15 protein-coding genes are annotated in these 16,276 nt (G+C 64.6%); 9 read left to right on the forward strand and 6 right to left on the reverse strand.

Annotation, left to right across the window (positions count from 1 at the left end; genetic code table 11):
• The first annotated feature begins 93 nt into the window (after positions 1-93).
• The 8 genes from SF06_RS00540 to SF06_RS00575 all read left to right on the forward strand — a co-directional run bounded on the left by SF06_RS00540 (position 94) and on the right by SF06_RS00575 (position 8,089).
• A complete protein-coding gene (locus SF06_RS00540; protein ID WP_052199665.1) occupies positions 94-621 on the forward strand; it encodes a GspH/FimT family pseudopilin in 528 nt (175 codons plus the stop codon).
• Positions 622-788: 167 nt separating this feature from the next.
• Positions 789-1,310 carry a GspH/FimT family pseudopilin gene (locus SF06_RS00545; RefSeq protein WP_039559272.1) on the forward strand — a complete coding sequence of 174 codons (522 nt, stop codon included), beginning with the start codon at positions 789-791 and terminating at the stop codon, positions 1,308-1,310.
• 16 nt (positions 1,311-1,326) lie between these two features.
• Complete coding sequence (gene pilV / locus SF06_RS00550; protein WP_074467509.1) at positions 1,327-1,905, forward strand: type IV pilus modification protein PilV; 579 nt, start codon at positions 1,327-1,329, stop codon at positions 1,903-1,905.
• Positions 1,902-2,672, forward strand: coding sequence for a PilW family protein (locus SF06_RS00555; RefSeq protein ID WP_027589035.1), 771 nt, complete (start codon positions 1,902-1,904; stop codon positions 2,670-2,672). The genes pilV and SF06_RS00555 overlap by 4 nt, the downstream gene beginning before the upstream one ends.
• A 7-nt stretch (positions 2,673-2,679) precedes the next feature.
• Positions 2,680-3,192: a pilus assembly PilX family protein gene (locus tag SF06_RS00560; protein WP_039559274.1), complete on the forward strand. Its 513-nt coding sequence runs from the start codon at positions 2,680-2,682 to the stop codon at positions 3,190-3,192.
• 14 nt (positions 3,193-3,206) lie between these two features.
• Complete coding sequence (locus SF06_RS00565; RefSeq protein ID WP_139182016.1) at positions 3,207-3,548, forward strand: hypothetical protein; 342 nt, start codon at positions 3,207-3,209, stop codon at positions 3,546-3,548.
• Between the two features lie 12 nt (positions 3,549-3,560).
• On the forward strand, positions 3,561-7,637 hold the full coding sequence (locus SF06_RS00570; protein ID WP_156143273.1) for a PilC/PilY family type IV pilus protein: 4,077 nt from the start codon (positions 3,561-3,563) through the stop codon (positions 7,635-7,637).
• The gene (locus SF06_RS00575; RefSeq protein WP_039559277.1) at positions 7,637-8,089 is read left to right on the forward strand and encodes a type IV pilin protein; all 453 of its coding nucleotides are present in this window, start codon (positions 7,637-7,639) and stop codon (positions 8,087-8,089) included. Before SF06_RS00570 ends, SF06_RS00575 begins: the two co-directional genes overlap by 1 nt.
• A 93-nt stretch (positions 8,090-8,182) precedes the next feature.
• Here the strand turns inward: SF06_RS00575 and ispH are convergent, their stop codons facing one another.
• The 6 genes from ispH to murJ form a co-directional block, all read right to left on the reverse strand.
• Entirely contained in the window at positions 8,183-9,127 is a 945-nt protein-coding gene (gene ispH, locus SF06_RS00580; protein WP_039559278.1) for a 4-hydroxy-3-methylbut-2-enyl diphosphate reductase, read from the reverse strand.
• Positions 9,128-9,256: 129 nt separating this feature from the next.
• Positions 9,257-9,694 carry an FKBP-type peptidyl-prolyl cis-trans isomerase gene (locus tag SF06_RS00585; protein ID WP_027589029.1) on the reverse strand — a complete coding sequence of 146 codons (438 nt, stop codon included), beginning with the start codon at positions 9,692-9,694 and terminating at the stop codon, positions 9,257-9,259.
• A complete protein-coding gene (gene lspA, locus SF06_RS00590) occupies positions 9,691-10,188 on the reverse strand; it encodes a signal peptidase II (RefSeq protein WP_039559279.1) in 498 nt (165 codons plus the stop codon). The genes SF06_RS00585 and lspA overlap by 4 nt, the downstream gene beginning before the upstream one ends.
• Positions 10,189-10,215: 27 nt before the next feature.
• Complete coding sequence (ileS, locus tag SF06_RS00595) at positions 10,216-13,047, reverse strand: isoleucine--tRNA ligase (protein ID WP_039559281.1); 2,832 nt, start codon at positions 13,045-13,047, stop codon at positions 10,216-10,218.
• Between the two features lie 15 nt (positions 13,048-13,062).
• On the reverse strand, positions 13,063-14,001 hold the full coding sequence (ribF, locus tag SF06_RS00600) for a bifunctional riboflavin kinase/FAD synthetase (protein WP_039559283.1): 939 nt from the start codon (positions 13,999-14,001) through the stop codon (positions 13,063-13,065).
• Between the two features lie 75 nt (positions 14,002-14,076).
• Positions 14,077-15,618 (reverse strand): murein biosynthesis integral membrane protein MurJ, encoded by a 1,542-nt coding sequence (murJ, locus tag SF06_RS00605; protein ID WP_039559284.1) that lies wholly within the window; start codon positions 15,616-15,618, stop codon positions 14,077-14,079.
• A 200-nt stretch (positions 15,619-15,818) separates the two neighbouring features.
• Between murJ and rpsT the strand changes: the two genes are divergently transcribed.
• Positions 15,819-16,085 carry a 30S ribosomal protein S20 gene (rpsT, locus tag SF06_RS00610; protein ID WP_027589024.1) on the forward strand — a complete coding sequence of 89 codons (267 nt, stop codon included), beginning with the start codon at positions 15,819-15,821 and terminating at the stop codon, positions 16,083-16,085.
• Positions 16,086-16,276: the final 191 nt, after the last annotated feature.

The raw sequence follows: 16,276 nt of genomic DNA on the forward strand, positions 1-16,276 counted from the left end.
AAGTGATCTGCTTGACGGGCCGTGGCCATGGTCTAACAAGGACGGGTCGGTCAGGAAGGCCGACATGATATTGGGATTAGCAAGGATTCGCTCATGGACTATGAACGGCAACGTGCGTTCACGCTGGTGGAACTGATGATCGCGCTGGCGATCCTGGTGATCGCCGTCAGTTTGGCTGCGCCCTCGATGACACAGCTGTACCGCAAGCATCAGCTCGACGCCTATCAGGCTGAACTGATGCGTCTGATCGTGCAGGCCCGCCAGCATGCGCTGATCAACCAGCGTCGGGTCACCCTGTGCGCCCTGAATGCTCAGGGGGGCTGCGTCAGCATGAAGGCCGGCGTGCTGACCAGTTTCGTCGACGGTAACGGCAATCGGGCACTGGACGCCGGCGAGACGCTGCTGCAAACCCTGGCCATTCCGAGCCACGTGCAGGCGGACTGGGTGGGGACAAAGCCCCTGCATTCGCTGCATTTCAGCGGGCAGGGCACCACCTACCTCAGTAACGGCACATTCACCCTGTGTCACCAGGCGGGTCTGAACCGCTACGGCAAGCTGGTCATCAGCCGCCAGGGTCGGGTGCGTGCGGAGCGACACGAGCAGGGCTGCCCGCTGGGTTAGTTGTCTGGGCGGTAGCAGCCCTGTTTTGTGGGTTTTGCGACGTTGTCTGCAAATTCACCCATTTGCTCGACCGTTTGCCCACGATTTCACACCAGCCATCGGTACCCCGATTGTCACGCCTGGGGGGCTTGCAGACACTGCGCTCGATTCTTCAGGCGAGGCGGGTCATGCGATTCAACCAAGGCTTCACCCTCATCGAACTCATGGTGGCCGTCAGCTTGCTGGCGGTCCTGGCCGCATTGGCCGCGCCGGCGATGGGCGACTTCATCGTTCGCCAGCGGGTCGCCAGCCAGGCGGGCGACCTGGCCCTGGCCATGGCGCTGGCGCGCTCCGAAGCGATCAAGAGCTCGACCAGCATCGCGGTGATCCCGGAGACGGTCAGTCCGAACGGCTGGGCGAATGGCTGGTGCGTCGCCCCGGCAACCGTAGCGAACTGCGATGACGCCGCGGTGCTGCGCCGATTCTCCGGCCGCAGCAACGTGACCATCAGCAGCGCTGCCCTGGCCAGCCCTTACCGGATCCTGTTCCTGCGCGATGGCACGCGAGGGGTCAGCAGCGGTCGTCCGCGTTTCAAGGTGTCTTCCCCGCAATTGCCCGCCACCGGCCAGAACGCCCGCTGCGTGTTGCTCACGCCGCAAGGCCGCACCGAGGTGTCGGCCACGACGCGGGATGCCAACTGCCCGCAATAAGGACGAGGGATCAGGAATGTCGAACAAAGGAAACAGGCAGGCCGGCTTCTCGATGATCGAGGTGCTGGTCACCCTGCTGGTGTTCACGGTGGGGCTGCTTGGCCTGGCGGCCCTGCAGCTCAATGCGCTGCAGGGTACATCCGACAGTGCGCAGCGCTCGCAGGCCGCCGCCGTGCTGCAGGACCTGGCCGAGCGGATGCGCGCCAATCCCCAGGGGAGCGCTGCCGACTACGCGGCGGCCGTGAACTGCGCGGCCCTGCCGGCGGTGCGCTGTGCGGATCACGTCAATCCGGCCACCGGCGCCAAGGTCAATGCCGCCAGCTGCACCGCCGCGCAGATGGCCGCGTTTGACAGCTGGGAGGCGCGCTGCAGCTATGCCGCTCTGGCCAACTTCAATGCGGACGATGCGCGCTTCTCCAGTCGCGACTTCCTCACGGCGAGTGCCGCTGCGCCGGTGGTGGCGATCGGCAACGTCAACGGCGTGCTGTCGCTGACAGCCACCTGGCTGAGCAAGGGCAACGAGCCGCAGGAGCGTGGCAAACAGCAGCGGGGGGAAAAGGTCTTGTCCTCCCGGCTCGAGGAGATTCGTCGATGAAGTACATGATCGCTCCGGCTCGGCAGCTCGGCCTGACCGTGGTCGAACTGCTGGTCGCCCTGGTGCTCAGCCTGCTGCTGCTGACCGGCATCATCCAGGTGTTCCTGGCCAGCAAGCAGACCTACGCCACCAACGAGGCCATGTCGGTGCTGCAGGAGAATGGCCGCTTTGCGCTGGAGTTCATTGCGCGCAGTGTTCGGATGGGCGGCTATGTGGAACCAACCGCGCTGAGCTTGTGGCCGCCACTCGCCGTGCAGGGCTCGGGTTGCACGGGGCTGTGTACGGAAACTGGCAACGGCAACGCCTCGGACCAGTTGGCCATCGCCTTCCAGCCACCCAGGGACCCGGTGACCGGGACGCGCCAGGACTGCGGCGGAACGACCGTGGATGACGATCGCGTCCTGGTCAACGTCTTCCATGTGCAGAACGGCAGCCTGCGCTGTTCTTCCTACCAACACACGCCCTACCAGGTGCTCACGTCGAACGTCGAGCTGGTCAGCGGCATCGATCGCCTGCAGGTGCTGTTTGGCATCAGCACCCAGGGGAACCTCGATAGCGCCAACCAGTATGTCTCGGCCGATCGCGTCACCAACTGGGAGCAGGTGCGTGCCGTGCGGGTGGCCGTGCTGGCCAATTCCCTCTCCCCCGTGTCGCCTGCACCACCCGCGCGGCCCTACATCCTGCTCGACGCCGAGCCGGTGAGCTTCAATGACCGGCTGGCCCGGCAGATCTTCACCACCACGATTCAGCTGAAGAACATTTACTGAGGTCCCCATGCTTCGAGTACCCCTTCGTCAACGCGGGGCCAGCCTGATCGTGGCCCTGATCTTTCTCCTGGTACTGACCGTTGCCGGCCTGACCGCCGTGCGCTTTGCCACGCTTGAGGAGCGCATGGCCAGCAACACCCAGTTCCGCAGCATGGCCCACCAGTTGGCGCAGAGCGAGATGCGCGCGCAGCAGCGCTTGTTCAATACCAGCGCGGCGGGGCGTGCCCCGCTACTGGAGGCGCTGAATGCCGGAGTCCATGGCCTGACGTCCTCTCAGTTGGCCAACCTGGCCCTGCCGGACACCAGCCGTTTGCCCGTGGCGCTTGATGCTGAAATCGATCCTGCGGGTGCTGCCTTCCCCCGGCACAGCGTGCGTTTCCTGAATCAGCGGATCTGTGAGGACGGCAGCAGCGGGGACAAGTTCTCCTGCACCTATTACGAAGTGGCCACCACCGCCCGGATGGATGGCGGGGCCGAGTCGTCGCAGGTGCAGGGCATCGTATTCATGAGTAACCAGTGAGCGAGGAGTGGGTCATGACCCGGATCGGCGTATGTATCGCCTGCATTCTTGCGTTGGCGCTAGGAAATGCAGCGGCGCGGGAACAAGCGATGCATGAAGTGCTTATGGAAACCATCGAATCCCAGCGGTTGATTTTCCACTGGCGGCACGAGCCAGAGCGTTTGGCAACTGTGCTGGTTTACACCTGTTCGACCTGTGAGATTCAGCAGAAATTCATTGATCGAGAAACCCGGCTGATACGCGGCAACCAGGAGCTGGACATTTCGCTGCTCGGGCAAAGAGTCGAATGGGACGGTCATGTGACGATCTCCAGTGCTGATCCGAAGCGGATTCTAAAAGTCGAGATATTCGAGTAAGAAGGGTCAATCATGGCAAGGAAATTAGCGCTGGCCGCAGGGGCCTTTCTCTATACGTTGCTGGCCTCTCAGGCGGTGCTGGCAGACGACATAGAAATCTACGTCACCCGCGATCTGCCGGCCGATCAACGGGTTCGGCCGAACATTCTGTTCATCATCGACTCCTCCGGTTCCATGGGCACGGAAGTCTCCGGCACCAAGCCCAAGCAAAGTCGCATTCAGGTCGTGCGCCAGGTGACCAAGCAGCTTATCGATGAGTTGAAAGTCGCCGAGGATGTCAATGTGGGCATCATGCGCTTCAACGGCAATGATGGCGGTAAGGTCCTGCAGGAAGTTAAGCGGCTGACGAAAAATAATGCCGCCGACATGAAGGACGTTGTGGATGATATCCCTGCATCGGGGAATACTCCGCTGCTGGAAACATTCTACGAAGCCTTTCTTTATCTGAGTGGTGGTAGTCCCTACTGGGGCAAGGAAGTCTTGCAGTGTGTTGATTGGGACCGCAGGGGAAACTGTACGAAGCGGGAACTCGTTAATGTCAGTGTTGCGAGCTCCATCCGGGACGGCGCCTATATATCCCCGCTTACCCATAGTTGCCAGAAGACCAACATCATTTATCTCAGTGATGGCGAGCCAACCCAGGACACCAGTTCCAACGAGGCGGTGCGCAAGCTGGTGGCCGGCAAGAATGTCCGATATCCCGCCTCGACCTGCGGCAATGGTCAGGGAGCCTGCCTGCCTCACCTGGCCGAGTACATGGCCAATCAGGACATGGCTCCTGGCGTGAGCGGCACGCAGACGGTCAACACCTACACCATCGGTTTCGCCATCGACCTGCCGCTGCTGAAGAACACCGCCGAGGCTGGCGGCGGCAAGTACTTCACCACCAGCAACGTCTCCGGGCTGACCGAGGCGATGAAGTCGATCATCGTCGAGATCCTTGCCGAGAACACCAGCTTCGCCGCGCCCAGCGTGGCGGTGAGCGCCTACAACAATCTCGGCTACCGCAACGACCTCTATTACGCGCTGTTCCGGCCCGCCGAAGGCGACCGCTGGGTGGGCAACGTAAAGCGCTACAAGCTGACCCGGGATGGCAACGGCGACAGCCTGATCGTCGATCGCGACGGCAATCCGGCCGTGGACCCCCAGACCGGCTTCTTCCGCGATACCGCGCGCAGCTTCTGGTCATCGAGCACGGACGGGAAGGATGTGGCCAAGGGTGGCGTGGCCGAGAACCTGCCGGCTTCGCGAACGGTTTACACCTGGACCGGGAACGACCGTACCCCGACAGCCAATGCGGGTGTAACCGGCGCAGCCACCTTGGCAAGCCTTGCGGATACCCAGCAGCTGACCAACGCCATGCTTGGCGCGGCCAACAACACCGAGCGCAGCAACTTCATCAAGTGGGGCCAGGGACTCGATCCGCAGACCAATACCCGCCGCCAGCAGGTGGCCGATATCCTGCATAACGAGCCGAAACTGGTGGCCTACCGCACCGATGAGAACCTGGCACGGGTCACCAATGCCGAAAAACCGACCAATGACCCCACGTACGATCCCGTGCTGGGCTCGTCCCTGGAGCAGCTGTTCCTGTTCTTCAGCAGCAACGAAGGCTTCATTCATGCCGTCGATGCCAGCACCGGGGTAGAGAAGTTCGCCTTCATTCCCAAGGAGTTGCTGCCCAACCTGGGTGCCTACTACAAGGATGCGAAGGGTGGAGCCAAGACCTATGGCATGGACGGGCAGATCAAGCTGTGGGTCGAGTACGGCCCCCTGGATGCCGACAACCAGACCCGCAGCCTGTCCAAGGCGTTCCTGTATGCCGGCATGCGCCGGGGCGGGCGCAATTACTACGCCCTGGATGTCGCCAATCTTGATGCGCCCAAGCTCAAGTGGGCGATCAAGGGTGGCGTGACGCCGGGTTTCGATGCGCTCGGGCAAACCTGGGCGGCGCCGATGCTGGGCCAGCTCAAGGTCAACGGCACGCCCACCAAGGTGCTGATCCTGTCCGGTGGTTACGACACCAACCAGGACAATGACGAGCCGAACACCCCCAGCAACGATACACGTGGCAATGCGCTGTTCATTGTCGACGCCGATAGCGGGAAGCTGTTGTGGCGGGCCGGCAGCGATCAGGCGGCCGACCTGCAGATCGCCAGCATGACCAACAGCATTCCGGCCGAGCCGGCGCTGGTGGATGTCGATGGCAATGGTCTGGTCGATATCCTCTATGTCGCGGATACCCGCGGGCAGATCTTCCGCATCGATTTCAACCACAGCGGTGCCAACAGCACCGCGACGGGTGGGCGTGTCGCCAGCCTGGGCGGCACTACGGCGGCGGACAATCGCCGTTTCTACAGCCCGCCGGACATCGCGCTGCACCGCGTGCGTGGTAGCCAGCCGCACTTCACCATCGCCATCGGCTCGGGCTATCGCGCCCATCCACTCAACGAGGACACCGAAGACCGCTTCTATGTGTTGCGTGACTACAACGTCTACTCGCCACCGACGAGTTATACGACGCTGACCGAGGCTGATCTGACGGATGTTTCCAGTGTGAGTGTCAGTGGCGACGCGGCGGCGGCTATCCGCACGCAGCTGGCCGCCAAGGAAGCGGAAATCAGCGCGCTGAATGCGACGGTGGTGTCGGCCCAGTTGGCCCTGACGGACTATCGGGCCTCCAGCGGCCTGACCGGCAAGTATCAGCAGTGGCAACAGGAACAGGCCGAGGCGCTGTATCGCCAGCAGCAGATCGAGCAGATCCTCGAGCGGAATCCCTTCGTCGTGCAGCATGCGCCGGAATCCGAGCAACAGCGGGACTTCCAGGAGCAGATCGCCGATGTGCAGTCATTGCTCGATGGCTGGGTGGTGGCGGATCCGAACAACACCGATTTGATTGCCTATCGCAGTCAGCTGACCACGGTCTACGGCAATCTGTTGCAGCGGCAGGCCTCTCTGGAAGCCTACCAGGCCACCGTGACGGCCAAGGAGGCGGAGCTGGTGGCAGCCCGCAACGACCCCGACAACGCAGATGTGGATGGGCTGGAGCAAGAGCTCGGCGATCTGCGTCAGAACTACGCAACTGCGGCCGCCGGGCGCGATCGGCTGAATATCACGCTGCCTGATCTGATCGACGCCGCCCGTGCTGCCACGACAGACCGTCAGTTAGCACTGGATGCGTTGCAGGCCGCCATCGCGGACGTCGGTTCCTGGGACAGCGGTGCCGGCCAGCTCGAAAGCGACCTCCTGGCGCGCGACGAACAGGGCAAGCTGCAGGACCTAGAGAATTTGGCCGACAGCCAGAGTAATGATGTCGAACTGCTCGACGATCTCGAGGATGAGCGCCAGACGCATCTGGCCCAGGCCGCTGCCTTGCTGACCGCCATCGAAGCGCTGCAGGCACTGCCCTACGTCGACTCCCCCACGCTGACTGAGGAACAACTGGCGGCGGCCCGCGCGCAGTACGGCGACGACCTGACCATCCTCGAGGCCTACCAGTTCCTGCTGGACCAGGCGATCGCCACCGCCAGCGAGCGTCTGCCGGGCCTGCGCACCGAGATCAATGGCCTCTACGCCCAGCTGCAGCCGGGCGACAACTACACGCCCAACCAGACCCTGCTCGGCCAGAGCCAGGGCTGGTTCATGCGCCTGCCCCATGGCGAGAAGGTGCTATCGGCCTCGACCTCCTACAAGGGCGTGGTGTTGTTCAGTACCTTCAGCCCGCGCGGCCAGGCGGTCAGCACCTGCGGGCCGGATGTCGGACGGGGCCGCTACTACGCCGTCAACCTCAGCGATGCCAGCGGCGTGTTCCTCAAGGATGGTGTGGTGGTGCGCGGCTTCGACCTGAATCGCAGCGGGATTCCGCCGAGTCCTTCGGTGATTCTGGATGACAGCCCGTCCGGTGATTCAGGCAGCGACGGTGGCGGTGATGATGGCACGACGCCTGGGACGGGGACTGGCACTGGTGGTTCCAATACACCTACAACTGGCGCCGGTTCTGAACTCGGCACGCCGGTCTGCGGCTATGGCCCCGGCAAGAGCTACTGCGAAAGCACCCCGGTCACACCCACCTACTGGAGAGAAAACTGATGGACCAGAAAGGCTTCACCCTGCTCGAAGTGATGATCGTCGTGGCGATCATCGGCATCCTCGCGGCCATCGCCTACCCGAGCTATCAGGAGCATACCCTGCGGGCAGGGCGGGCCGACGGCAAGGCCAAGCTGATGGAGATCCTGCAGGCTCAGGAGCGCTTCTACTCGCAGAACCAGCGCTATATCGCAGCCCTGGATGGCGATCCTTCCGCCGCGCCACCCACTGGTCTCGGCTATGCCGCCGATCCGGTGATTTCCGACGAGGGGCGCTACAGCATCACGGCGGCGGCCTGCGGCAACGGCGCCGGGCAGGGCATCGCCAGTTGCGTGATCCTCACGGCTACCCCGCGCGGGGCGCAGGCCAATGATGCCGCGTGCGGCAACCTGACCCTGAACAGCCGGGGCGAGCGTGGGCGCAGCGGCAACGGTAATCTCGACGCCTGCTGGTAGGCGGCCGGAAAGGCGCCAACCGCCCTACGGTCTGGTAATGGCAGAAACGACAAGGCCGGCAATCGCCGGCCTTGTCGTTTGTTACCCGCGCAATTACAGCGCCTTCACCCGCAGTTCCTTCGGCATGGAGAAGGTGATGTTCTCCGGCCGACCTTCCAGTTCCTCGGCACCCGTCGCGCCCCAGGCGCGCAGTTGCTCAATCACGCCACGCACCAGCACTTCCGGGGCTGAGGCGCCGGCGGTGATGCCGATCTTCTCGACTCCCTCGAACCACTCGCGCTTGAGGTCCTCGGCGCCGTCGATCAGGTAGGCCGGCGTGCCGATGCGTTCGGCCAGCTCGCGCAGGCGGTTGGAGTTGGAGCTGTTCGGGCTGCCGACCACCAGCACCAGGTCGCACTCCACGGCCAGTTGCTTGACCGCGTCCTGGCGGTTCTGGGTGGCGTAGCAGATATCGTCCTTGCGCGGTCCGCCGACGTTGGGAAAGCGCTGGCGCAGGGCGTCGATGACCTTGCTGGTGTCGTCCATGGAGAGGGTGGTCTGGGTGACGAAGGCCAGCGATTCCGGCTGGCGCACCTGCAGGCGGGCCACGTCTTCCTCGTTTTCCACCAGGTAGATGCTGCCGCCGTTGCTTTCGTCGTACTGGCCCATGGTGCCTTCCACTTCCGGGTGCCCGGCGTGGCCGATCAGCACGCATTCGCGGCCTTCGCGGCTGTAGCGCACCACTTCCATATGCACCTTGGTGACCAGCGGGCAGGTGGCGTCGAACACCTTCAGGCCGCGGCGATCGGCTTCGTCACGCACGGCCTTGGAGACGCCGTGGGCGCTGAAGATGACGATGTAGTTGTCCGGCACCTGGTCGAGTTCCTCGACGAAGATGGCGCCACGGGCGCGCAAGTCCTCGACCACGAACTTGTTGTGCACCACTTCGTGACGCACGTAGATCGGCGGGCCGAAGACTTCCAGGGCGCGGTTGACGATCTCGATGGCGCGGTCGACACCGGCGCAGAAGCCACGGGGGTTGGCGAGTTTGATGTGCATGGCGGTGTCTCGTCGTGGTGGTGCTAGGCGTAGGGTGGAAACTCGCGAAGCGATTTTCCACCGGGTAGGCGCTGGGGTGTCAACGGTAGACAAGGCGTCGCGTTGTCTACCCTATGGCCTCGGCTACCGTCAGGCGGCCTTGACGTCCAGGATCTCCACCTCGAAGGTCAGCACCTTGCCGGCCAGCGGGTGGTTGAAATCAACGGTGACCTGCTGGTTGTCGAAGTGGCTGACCACGCCGGGCAGCTCGCCCTTGGCGGCGTCCTGGAAGATGACCATCAGCCCCTCGGAGAGCTCCATGCCCTCGAACTGGCCGCGGGGCATGACCTGCACGTTCTGCGGATTGGGCTGGCCGAAGCCGTGTTCCGGCTCGATGCGCAGGCTGCGCTTGTCGCCGGCCTTCAGACCCTGCAGGGCCAGCTCGAAGCCGGGCAGCAGGTTGCCGTCACCGAATGTGAAGGTGGCGGGCTGCTTGTCGAAGGTGCTGTCGACCACGTCGCCGCTCTCCAGCTTCAGGGCGAAGTGCAGGGTAACTTCCTTGTCCGGGCCGATGCGGATGTCAGTCATTGGGATTCTCCGGACTGCTTGGATGTGAACATGTCGATGACCAGCATGATGGCGCCAACGGTAATGGCGCTGTCCGCCAGGTTGAAAGCCGGGAAATACCAGCGGTTCTGCCAGTGCACGAGGATGAAATCGATGACGTGGCCGAACAGCACGCGGTCCACCAGGTTGCCCAGCGCGCCGCCGAGCACCAGTGCCAGGGCGATGGCCAGCCAGGTTTCGTTGGGCTTCAGACGCTTGAGCCAGACCACCAGCACCACGCTGACCACAATGGCGATCAGCGCGAACAGCCAGCGCTGCCAGCCGGACTGGCCGGCCAGGAAGCTGAAGGCCGCGCCGGTGTTGTAGGCCAGCGTCCAGCTGAACAGGTCGGGAATGATCACGATCTGCTGGTACAGGTTCAGGGCGCCCTCGAAGTAGAACTTGCTGGCCTGGTCGAGCCCGAATACCAGGGCGGTGAGCCACAACCAGGGCAGCTTGCCGAAGCGCGCGCTCATCGCATGCCCTCGCTGACCGGCGATTCGTTACGCATAGTGGCGCTCCTCGCCCTGACCTTCGATGTTGTCCACGCAGCGGCCGCACAGCTCCGGATGCTCGGCGTGCTGACCCACGTCCTCACGGTGGTGCCAGCAGCGGGTGCACTTGGCGTGCTCGGACTTGACGATCTTCAGCTTCAGGCCCGCCACCTCGGTGCCCACGGCGTCAGCCGGCGCATCGGCCAGCGGCGCCAGGGAGGCGGTGGAGGTGATCAGCGCGAAGCGCAGCTCGTTGCCCAGCTTGGCCAACTGCTCGACCATCGCCGGTTCAGCGAACAGGGTGACCTCGGCCTGCAGGCTGCCGCCGATGGCCTTGGCGGCGCGCAGGTTTTCCAGCTCCTTGTTCACCGCGCCCTTCACGGCCTGGATCTGCTCCCAGTAGGCGCGATCCAGCGTGGAGCCTTCCGGCAGGGTGGCCAGTTGGTCGTACCAGGTGTTGAGCATCACCGACTCGTTGCGCTCGCCCGGCAGGAACTGCCAGATCTCGTCGGCGGTGAAGGCCAGGATCGGCGCGATCCAGCGCACCAGCGCCTCGGCGATGTGGAACAGCGCGGTCTGGCAGGAGCGCCGCGCGATGCTGTTGGCCTGGGTGGTGTACTGGCGGTCCTTGATGATGTCCAGGTAGAAGCCGCCCAGTTCCTGCACGCAGAAGTTGTGCACCTTGTGGTAGACGTTCCAGAAGCGGTACTCGTCGTAGGCCTCGATGATCTCGGCTTGCAGGCGTGCCGCGGCGTCCACTGCCCAGCGGTCCAGGTCCAGCATCTGCTCGGGCTGCAGCAGGTCGCGGGCCGGGTCGAAGCCGTTCAGGTTGGAAAGCAGGAAGCGCGTGGTGTTGCGGATACGCCGGTAGGCATCGGCGCTGCGGGTGAGGATGGTCTTGGAGACGGCCATCTCGCCGGAGTAGTCGGTGGACGACACCCACAGGCGCAGGATATCGGCGCCCAGGCTGTCGTTGACTTCCTGCGGGGCGATCACGTTGCCCAGCGACTTGGACATCTTGCGGCCGTTCTCGTCGACCACGAAGCCGTGGGTCAGCAGGCCGCGATAGGGCGCGTGGCCGTCGATGGCGCAGCCGGTGAGCAAGGATGAGTGGAACCAGCCGCGGTGCTGGTCGGAGCCTTCCAGATACAGGTCGGCGCGCGGGCCCTGTTCGTGGCCCATGGGGTGCGAGCCGCGCATCACGTGCCAGTGGGTGGTGCCGGAGTCGAACCACACGTCCAGGGTGTCGTTGATCTTCTCGTACTGGTCGGCCTCGGCGCCCAGCAGCTCGGCCGGCTCCAGCTTGAACCAGGCCTCGATGCCCTGCTGTTCGACGCGCTGGGCGACCTGCTCCATCAGCTCGACGGTGCGCGGGTGCAGCTCGCCGCTTTCCTTGTGCAGGAAGAACGGGATCGGCACGCCCCAGTTGCGCTGGCGGGAGATGCACCAGTCCGGGCGGCCGGCGATCATGCCGTGCAGGCGCGCCTGGCCCCAGGCCGGCACGAACTGGGTCTGCTCGATGGCGTCCAGCGCGCGGGCGCGCAGGCTGCTGCCGTCGGCGACCACCTTGTCCATGCCGACGAACCACTGCGCGGTGGCGCGGTAGATCAGCGGCGTCTTGTGGCGCCAGCAGTGCATGTAGCTGTGCTGGATCGCGGTGTGCTTGAGCAGCGCGCCGACTTCACGCAGCTTGTCGACGATGGCCGGGTTGGCCTTCCAGATGAACTGGCCGCCGAAGAACGGCAGGTCGGCCACGTACACGCCGTTGCTCTGCACCGGGCTGAGGATGTCGTCGTTGGACATGCCGTAGTGCTTGCAGGAGCGGAAGTCGTCCTCGCCGTAGGCCGGTGCGGAGTGCACGATGCCGGTCCCGGAGCCGGTTTCCACATAGTCGGCCAGGTACACCGGCGCGAAACGCTCGTAGAACGGGTGACGGAAGCGGATCAGTTCCAGCTTGGCGCCTTCGGTGCGGGCGATGATCTGCCCGTCCAGCTCGTAGCGCTGCAGGCAGGACTCGACCAGTTCCTCGGCCAGCACCAGCAGCCTGTCGCCGGTATCGACCAGCGCGTAGACGAAGTCGGGGTGAACGTTCAGCGCCTGGTTGGCCGGGATGGTCCACGGGGTGGTGGTCCAGATCACGATGCTGGCCGGCTTGGCCAGGCTGGCCAGGCCGAAGGCGGCGGCGAGCTTTTCGGCGTCTTCCACCGCGAAGGCCACGTCGATGGCGTCGGACTTCTTGTCCTGATATTCGACTTCCGCCTCGGCCAGTGCCGAGCCGCAGTCGAAGCACCAGTTCACCGGCTTGAGACCCTTGAACACGAAACCGCCTTCGACCATCTTCGCCAGCGCGCGGATCTCGCCGGCCTCGTTGGCGAACTCCATGGTCTTGTACGGGTTGTTCCAGTCGCCGAGCACGCCCAGGCGGATGAAGTCGGCCTTCTGGCCTTCGATCTGCTGGCTGGCGTAGTCGCGGCAGCGCTCGCGGGTCTGGTCGGCCGGCTGATTCTTGCCGAAGGTGGTTTCCACCTTGTGCTCGCTGGGCAGGCCATGGCAGTCCCAGCCCGGCACGTAGGGGGCGTCGAAGCCGGACAGGGTGCGCGAACGCACGATCATGTCCTTGATGACCTTGTTCACCGCGTGGCCGATGTGAATGCTGCCGTTGGCGTAGGGCGGGCCGTCGTGGAGGATGAACTTCGGGCGTCCCTCACCGATCGCGCGCAGCTTGCCGTACAGGTCAATGCTGTCCCAGCGCTGCAGCATCTCCGGCTCGCGTTGCGGCAGGCCGGCCTTCATCGGAAATGCCGTTTCCGGCAGATTGAGGGTCGCTTTGTAGTCGGTCATCGTCGTTCAGGCTCGTTATTGAAGCGGTTGGCCCAGCCAGTAGGCTCGGGCGGCAGCGATATCGGCGTCGATAGCGGTTTTCAATTCTTCCAGCGAGGCGAAGCGTTGTTCGTCGCGCAGCTTGTGGTGGAACGCCACGCTGAGGCGCTTGCCATACAGGTCGCCGGCGTAATCCAGCAGATGCACTTCCAGATGGGCGCGGCCGTCGCCCTTGACGGTGGGACGCATGCCGATGTTGGCCACGCCCGGGCGACGCTGGCCGTCGAGCAGCACGCTGACCAGGTACACCCCCTGCAGCGGCACGCGGGTGCGCTTGAGCTGTACGTTGGCGGTGGGCGTGCCCAGCTGGCGGCCGAGCTTCTGGCCGTGCATCACCCGGCCGGCAATCGCATAGGGGCGGCCCAGCAGGCGTTCGGCGAGGGCAAAGTCAGCGGCGGCCAGGGCCTGGCGCACCCGCGTGCTGCTGATTCGCTCACCGTCCAGCTCGATGGTGCTGGCCGCTTCCACCGAGAAACCGTGGCGTTCGCCGGCCTGCTGCAGGAAGGCGAAATCCCCGGCGCGGTCGCAGCCGAAGCGAAAGTCGTCGCCGATCTCCAGATGTGCCACGTGCAGGCCGTCGACCAGCACCTGCTGGACGAAGTCCTGGGCAGACAGCTCGCGCAGGCGGCGGTTGAAGGCCAGGCACAGCACGCGGTCCACGCCCTCGGCGGCCAGCAGCTCCAGCTTGTCGCGCAGGCGCGCTAGGCGCGCGGGCGCCTTGTCCGGGGTGAAGAACTCGCGCGGCTGCGGCTCGAAGATCACCACGCAACTGGGCAGGCACAGCTCGGCCGCGCGTTCGCGCAGACGCTTGAGAATGGCCTGATGGCCGCGGTGCACGCCATCGAAGTTGCCGATGGTTGCGACGCAGCCCCGATGCTGGGGCCGCAGGTTGTGGAGGCCTCGAACCAGCTGCATAGCGGATGTCTTGATTGAAAAGTGGCCGATTATACGCACAGCGCCGGTATGCGGGTAGGGCGCAGCGGCGCGCCGCTACAGCGCGCGCCGGGCGAACTGGCGGGGCCGGAAGCCGAGCAGCGCCAGCACGCCGAAATAGGCGAGCACCCCGGCGCCAATCAGCACGCCCAGGCGCGCGAAGCGCATAGGCATGCCGCCGTCCGACCAGGCCGGCAGGTAGTGCATGACCGCCAGCAGCGCGGCGACCATCGCCAACAGCCCGATCAGCAGTCGGGCGAGGAAGGAGGCCCACCCGGGTTGCGGCTGATACAGGTCCTGGGCGCGCAGTTTCCAGAACAGCAGGGCGGCGTTAAGGCAGGCGGCCAGGCCGATGGCCAGCGCCAGGCCGGCGTGGGCCAGCGGGATGACGAAGACGAACAGCACGTTCATCACCTGGGTCATGGCCAGGGTGAACAGGGCGATGCGCACCGGGGTGCGCACGTTCTGGCGCGCGTAGAAGCCTGGCGCCAGCACCTTGATGAGGATCAGCCCGAGCAGGCCCACCGAATAGGCGATCAGCGCGCGCTGGGTCATCTCGGCGTCGTGGGCGGTGAACTGGCCGTACTGGAACAGCGACACGGTCAATGGCTCGGCCAGCAGCGCCAGGGCCACCGCGCAGGGCAGCACCAGCAGGAAGCACAGGCGCAGGCCCCAGTCGAGCAGGCGCGAGTAGTCTTCGCGGTTGCCGCCGGCCACCGACTTGGAGAGTGATGGCAGCAGGATGGTCCCCAGCGCCACGCCGAGCACGCCGGTGGGCAGTTCCATCAGGCGGTCGGCGTAGTACATCCAGGACACCGAGCCGGCCACCAGGAAGGAGGCGAAGATGGTGTTGATGATCAGCGACAGCTGCGCCGCCGAGACGCCGAGGATCGCCGGGCCCATCAGCTTCATGACCCGCCACACGCCGCTGTCGCGCAGGTTCAGGCGCGGCAGCACCAGCATGCCGATCCTCTTCAGGTGCGGCAGCTGATAGAGCAGTTGCGCCAGGCCACCGGCCAGCACCGCCCAGCCGAGCACCATGATCGGCGGGTCGAAATAGGGGGTGAGGAACAGGGCAAAGCCGATCATGCACACATTGAGCAGCGTCGGCACGAACGCCGGCACGGCGAAGCGGTTCCAGGTGTTGAGGATCGCGCCGGCCAGCGAGGACAGCGAGATCAGCAGGATATAAGGGAAGGTGACACGCAACAGGTCGCTGGTCAGCGTGAAACGGTCGGCCTCGTCGGCGAAGCCGGGCGCGGTGGCCCAGACGATCCACGGGGCGGCGAGCACGCCAAGCAGGCTGACCGCCGCCAGTACCAGGGTCAGCAGGCCGGCCACGTAGGCGATGAAGGTGCGCGTGGCCTCTTCGCCCTGCTGGGTCTTGTACTCGGCCAGGATCGGCACGAACGCCTGGGAGAAAGCGCCTTCGGCGAAGATGCGGCGCAGCAGGTTGGGCAGCTTGAAGGCGACGAAGAAGGCGTCGGAAGCCACGCCGGCGCCGAACACCCGGGCGATGATGGTGTCGCGCACGAAGCCGAGCACGCGGGAAAGCAGGGTGATGGAGCTGACCGCGGCCAGGGATTTGAGTAGGTTCATGGACGACCGATGCGAGAGAGTCGGCCCGGTGGGCCTGGAAACCAGGCGGCGAGTGTAGCGGCAAACAGCGCGGGGCGGGGAGCGGGCGTGGCCTCGCCGGGCATCGCGCGCCGGTGTTCGCGCGCTTGACAAGCCAAAGGCGCGTCGGCATCATTCGCGGCCTTATTTACCTGCATCCCCAGTTTTCGAGGAGTTCGACGGTGGCCAACAGCCCTTCCGCCAAGAAACGCGCCCGCCAGGCTGAGAAGCGTCGCAGCCACAATGCCAGCCTGCGTTCCATGGTTCGTACCTACATCAAGAACGTGGTCAAGGCTATCGACGCCAAGGACCTGGACAAGGCCAAGACCGCTTACGTGGCTGCAGTGCCGGTGATCGACCGTATGGCCGACAAGGGCATCATCCACAAGAACAAGGCCGCTCGTCACAAGAGCCGCCTGAACGCCCGCATCAAGGCCCTGGTTGCCTAAGCAAAGCGTTCCACAAAGAACCGGCCCAAGGGCCGGTTTTTTGTTGCCTGGGATTTATGTTGGAAACCGCAATGAGGTGACGGTGGCGTGCGGATCCTGTGGGAGATTCTATGTTGCCCTGCAAGCGCTTTTAGGCAGTTCGAGGGATGTAATCCTCCCGCTTCTTCATCAGGGCAAAGGCGATCCTGGCC

It is taken from the genome of Pseudomonas flexibilis (assembly GCF_000802425.1).
In the GTDB taxonomy this organism is placed as follows: domain Bacteria; phylum Pseudomonadota; class Gammaproteobacteria; order Pseudomonadales; family Pseudomonadaceae; genus Serpens; species Serpens flexibilis.